The 4606-nt window shown below is 64.9% G+C and carries 6 protein-coding genes; 1 reads left to right on the forward strand and 5 read right to left on the reverse strand.

Annotation, left to right across the window (positions count from 1 at the left end; all coding sequences use genetic code 11):
- Positions 1-292 precede the first annotated feature (292 nt).
- The 4 genes from ACIBCA_RS37090 to ACIBCA_RS37105 are packed head-to-tail and all read right to left on the reverse strand — an operon-like array spanning position 293 to position 2539.
- On the reverse strand, positions 293-595 hold the full coding sequence (locus tag ACIBCA_RS37090; protein WP_396287595.1) for a hypothetical protein: 303 nt from the start codon (positions 593-595) through the stop codon (positions 293-295).
- The gene (locus tag ACIBCA_RS37095) at positions 592-2013 is read right to left on the reverse strand and encodes a hypothetical protein (protein WP_396287596.1); all 1422 of its coding nucleotides are present in this window, start codon (positions 2011-2013) and stop codon (positions 592-594) included. Before ACIBCA_RS37095 ends, ACIBCA_RS37090 begins: the two co-directional genes overlap by 4 nt.
- On the reverse strand, positions 2000-2125 hold the full coding sequence (locus ACIBCA_RS37100; protein WP_396287597.1) for a hypothetical protein: 126 nt from the start codon (positions 2123-2125) through the stop codon (positions 2000-2002). Before ACIBCA_RS37100 ends, ACIBCA_RS37095 begins: the two co-directional genes overlap by 14 nt.
- 3 nt (positions 2126-2128) lie before the next feature.
- Positions 2129-2539, reverse strand: a complete 411-nt coding sequence (locus ACIBCA_RS37105; protein WP_396287598.1) for a hypothetical protein — start codon at positions 2537-2539, stop codon at positions 2129-2131.
- 200 nt (positions 2540-2739) lie between these two features.
- On the opposite strand from ACIBCA_RS37105, the gene ACIBCA_RS37110 reads away from it, so the two are divergent.
- Positions 2740-3030 carry a hypothetical protein gene (locus tag ACIBCA_RS37110; protein ID WP_396287599.1) on the forward strand — a complete coding sequence of 97 codons (291 nt, stop codon included), beginning with the start codon at positions 2740-2742 and terminating at the stop codon, positions 3028-3030.
- Between the two features lie 242 nt (positions 3031-3272).
- Here the strand turns inward: ACIBCA_RS37110 and ACIBCA_RS37115 are convergent.
- On the reverse strand, positions 3273-4606 hold a 1334-nt coding region (locus ACIBCA_RS37115), incomplete at its 5' end, for a protein rep (protein WP_396287600.1).

A 4606-nucleotide genomic window follows, 5' to 3' on the forward strand; every position in this document is an offset into this window, starting at 1 on the left:
CCTGCCTTCGGCCCAGGGGGCCGGGGAGACCTGGCGGCCACCCGCTGACCGCAGATGTTCAGCGGCCTCTGCTCCATCCAGAGTGATCACCGGGGGCACGTCATCATGCGGGGTAGCTACCTGTGGTGCCGAGCCGTTGCGGTGCTCTACCGTGGGCGTCAACGCGTTCTCCGTTCGCGGCAAGGTGTGCGGAGGAAAGAGGCCCGGAACCGTCGTCAGCGGTCCGGGCCTCCGTCGTTCCATGCGATCCTGGCTCCGTGGCCATCCGGCGCGATATCGACGCGCCGGGCGGTCACTTCTTCGTTTCGGGCCCCATGAGGCTCTTGATCACGTACCAGCCGATCGCCAGCGAGATGGCGCCGATCCCAACCGCGACCGCGACGACGGCGACGGCCAGGAGGACGGCGACGACAAGGGCACCGGCCCCGGCACCGGCGATGAGCTTGCCAGCGTTCTGGGACAGCCAGGAGGGCTGTGGGGCCGCCTGCTGAACGATCACGTACGCCGGGGGGTGCTGGAGGCTCTGAGGGACGCTCAGGGCCTGTCCGAGGGCGATGTGCAGGGGTGTTGGGATGTAGACGTGTTCCGGGGTCATGACGCCTTCCTCCTTCGGGTCGTCTTGGTGTCCTTCTGGAGCGGGACGGAAGCGCCGGCGCTTTCGGCGGAGACGTCGACGACGGTCGGAGCAGCTGCGGGGATGATGTCGCGGCGAAGATGTGCGGTCGAGGCGATGAAGGCGGGCAACTGGTCCTCGTCCAGGTCGCCCACGCGGATCCGGTCATAGCGGCCACCCAGGCCGGGAACGCCAGTGACGACGCAGACGCCGGTGTTCGCGTCCTTGTCGATGAGCGCGGTCGGGTGGTTCGGCTCGTCCTGGCGGATCCCGGAGCCCAGTGCAGCTTCGGCGCCTTCGAGGGTGAAGCAGGCGAAGGAGATGCCGACTTCCAGGTTGTCGCGGACGGCGGTCGGGATCGCGTCGCCGGTCTGCTTCTGCGTGGTGAAGATGCCGATCACGCCGAGACCGCGACCCTCCTTGCTGATGGTCTGCATCATGCGCTGGTTGGACTCGATGACCTGCTTGTCCTTGCCGGTCAGGCCCTTGGTGTCGGAGTAGTTGTGGCACTCGTCCATGAGCACCAGGACGAGCGGGTTGGCCTCGGTCGGGCCGTGCTTCCAGAACTTGTGGGTGCCGCGTTCCTCGACCAGCGCGGCCGGGCGGTCCTTGAGCAGGCGGACCAGTTCGGTCAGCCGCTGGTTGGCGGTCTCCGGGTTGTCGCCGACGACGAACATGGCGCGAGCTCCGGCCTGGCCCCAGTCGCCGTACCGGGGATCGCTGGTCTTGCCGTCGAAGATGGCGAACTGGACGTTGGCGCGGTTGGCGAGCGAGGCCATCCAGGCGAGCATCAGCATCGTCTTGCCGTAGCCGGGGAGGCCCGCGACCTTGATGCCGCTCAACTGCCGTAGAGGGATGGCGAGTTGGCGCATCCACGGGTTGTGGCCCATGGGCAGGATCCACTCGTCCTGGTCGGGCCAGACGTAGGGCAGGTGGTCGTCCAGCGGATTGCCGATGATGCCGCGGACTTCGACCAGTCCGGCCGCGAGGCGCTTGACCTCTACGGTTTGGCAGCCCCAGGCGTCCGCGAGCCAGCCACCGGCCTTTTCGACTTCCTCGACCCCGACCTTCGGGATCGTCTTGATGACGGCCCGGATGCCCCAAGATTCGGGGAAGACCTTCATCTTCGGGACAACCGTGACGGGCTTGGCGGTCTTGCCCTGCCAGTCCTTCCGACCCTTCGTGTTCTCATCGACCCTGGCCAGACCGACGTTGGGGGCGAGGCGACGCCAGCGACGGGCAACGGCCCAGCCCTGGCGCATCCGGAGCCGCTGGAGCTTGGTGGCCCGGATGTAGCGGTAGGTAGTGATGAAGAGGCGGGCCGCCCCCCAGGCCACGAGCCCCACGAGTGTGAGGATCATGACCAGGGGAGCGAGGCCCAGAGCGTCAGTGCTGGACACGATCAGCCTTCCAGTTGTGACCGCAGTCGCGGCACTCGTGGCCGGCGACGGTCTTGCCGCCGTCGTAGCTGTACTCGGTGATCTCGTCCGAACCGCACTCAGGACAGGTCACCGATCAGCCCTCCTGCGATGCGGTCTTGCGGGACGCGGGCACGGCGTTCGCGGCGGTCAGGCCGTCGGCGCCGTACCAGGCGGTTCCGCCCCTGACGACGTCGTTGCCGTTCTTGTCCTTCTTGGTCTCGACCGGGCTGACGCCCACACGGAAGCCGTCCAGGTGGACCGGCTGCGGCATCCCGCCGAGTACCTCGGCGGGGTCGCGGTGCGAGGTGATGTTGACCTTCAAGACCTCGTTGGTGATCCGGCCGAACTGCTCGAACCCGGCCACGACCTCAACGACCCACTGGGGGACGCCCTCCTTGTTGACCGCCTGCTTGGCGTTGTTGCCGAACTCGGTCTTCGGGGCGGAGCTGAGGAACATGACCATCTTGAAGGTGCGAGCCTGGTCGACGTGGAAGATCGCGGGCATGGAGGTACCTCTTTCGACTCAGTGGATCTCTGGTGTAACAGGAGCTTCGGACACTTGGCCTGTGGATATTGGCCGTGCGGCCGAGCTGACAGATCGTCACATCGGAACTGCTGACTACGGTCTGTGCTGTCCACTACTCTGAGGCGACTGCACATGATGTGTCAAGCGACTATCCACGAATCGGCTAAAGGAGTTACGCAATGTCCCGATCTGTCCCGCAAGGTGCCCGTACTGAGGCTCAGCAGCGGATCCAGACGATCTCTGAGCTGACGGCGTACCTGGGACATGCCGAGGCCGCCATGGCAACGGATGACGCCGAGTGGTACCGCACCCTGATTCGCGCTCTGGCACAGATTTCTGACGTGGCAAAGTCTGCGGAAATTGAAATGACCGCCCTGGCTTCTGACTCAAAAGCCTTGACGGTCACGGAGATTGCGAAGGCTGCCCAGATCACGAGGGCGGCCGTATACGCGCGGACGAAGCGGAAGTGACGCGGGTTTGTCCCGGCGGGGGCCGGAGCTTCCGCCGCAGGCGGTCGCGTTTTTTTGTGATTCCGGGCCGAGGAAGTCTTTACCTAAAGCTGATCAGCGGGGGCCCCTCCGAGAGCAAGAAAAGGGGCCGAGTGCTTAACTACTGGGTGAGGGCATCCTGCCCTCTCCATTGGCACAAGTATAATGGCCCCTTTTCATGCTCTCGCCCCGCAGATCACCTTTAGGTAAACACTTCCCCAACCCTAAGCAGCGTTGCTTTCTGACGATCCGTCAGGGGTTTCTGACGACTCGTCAGACAGCTTCTTGACTGCCCAGATCTGATTTGCGGTGAGGAGCTTAACGAGTGCGGGGAACCCGCCGCGTTCGACTGCTTCGAGTACGGCGATCTCCAGTCGGTTCATGACGACGAGCTTCCAGGCCGCCTCGGTCAGCTCGGCCACCTCCCCGCCGGCCACTTCCTCGGCCGCCAACTCTTTCTCGGTCTTCTCAACGATTCCGAGCTTGGCCTTGAGGCCCTGGGACCAGCGGAGCCAGGACTTGCCCTTGGTCGCGATCTCGTACTCGTGCCACAGGTCGATCACGACCGCGTCACCCGTGGCAATCAGGTAGTCGATCATTTCGAACGGCGTGAGGCTGCCGAGCTTTCCGCGCTTGAGGTCACCGCGGGCGACTTCGTTGCCGATGTGCTTTCCGGAGTCCTGGGCCTTAGCGATGTATTCGCCTGCACCCTCGGCGGTCATGACCTTGTCCCACTTGACGCCGTGTCGCTGGTCGGCCGGGAACCCGTGCTTCTTCGTCCAGTCCATCCAGACCCGCGTCCAGCGAGCCATCATGTAGGCGAGTTGTTCGGTGTCCGGCTCGGAGTCGAAGCAGACGATCACGTGAAGGTGCGGGTGCCACCCGTTCTTTCCGTAAGTGATTTCGCGGGAATTGATGGTGCCGATTTTGCCAGTGAGTTTCTTTTCTCGGACGGCCGCTTTTCCGTTTCCGAGCCTTCGGAATGCGTCGTTGAGTGCGTTGAGGAGTTCGGCCAGAGCGTGACCTTTCGCGTGCCGAACGGTGAAGGTCACCATCCAGGCTGACCCTCCCTCAAGGATCAGGCGGGCGACGCCGACCGCGATCTCATTCGCCCGCTTCGTTCGGATCTTGGCGGAACAGACCGGGCACAACCAGCCGTTCGCGCAGACGCAGACCCCGGAGACGTAGGCGACGCCGTCACGGACGTGGATCTTGACGCGGTCCTTCTTGCCATCCTGCCCCTGCGCCATGACCCTGCCGCAGGCACTCAGCCGCTTGACCGTCGTGAACGTCCAGATCTCCCGGCGGGCGAGGTACCGGCGCCGACGACGGCAGCACGGTTCGGTGCCCTTCCCGCATTCGTGCTGGTCAGACCCTCTTTTTCCCTCCGGGGGTGAAACAAAGTCCGTAGTAGTACCAAGGCGGCCGTCCGCCAGGCCGCCAGAGGCGGCCCCGGCCCCCCTCCTGCCTTCGGCCCAGGGGGCCGGGGAGACCTGGCGGCCACCCGCTGACCGCAGATGTTCAGCGGCCTCTGCTCCATCCAGAGTGATCACCGGGG

Source organism: Kitasatospora sp. NPDC051170, from assembly GCF_044455705.1.
Classification (GTDB): Bacteria; Actinomycetota; Actinomycetes; order Streptomycetales; family Streptomycetaceae; genus Kitasatospora.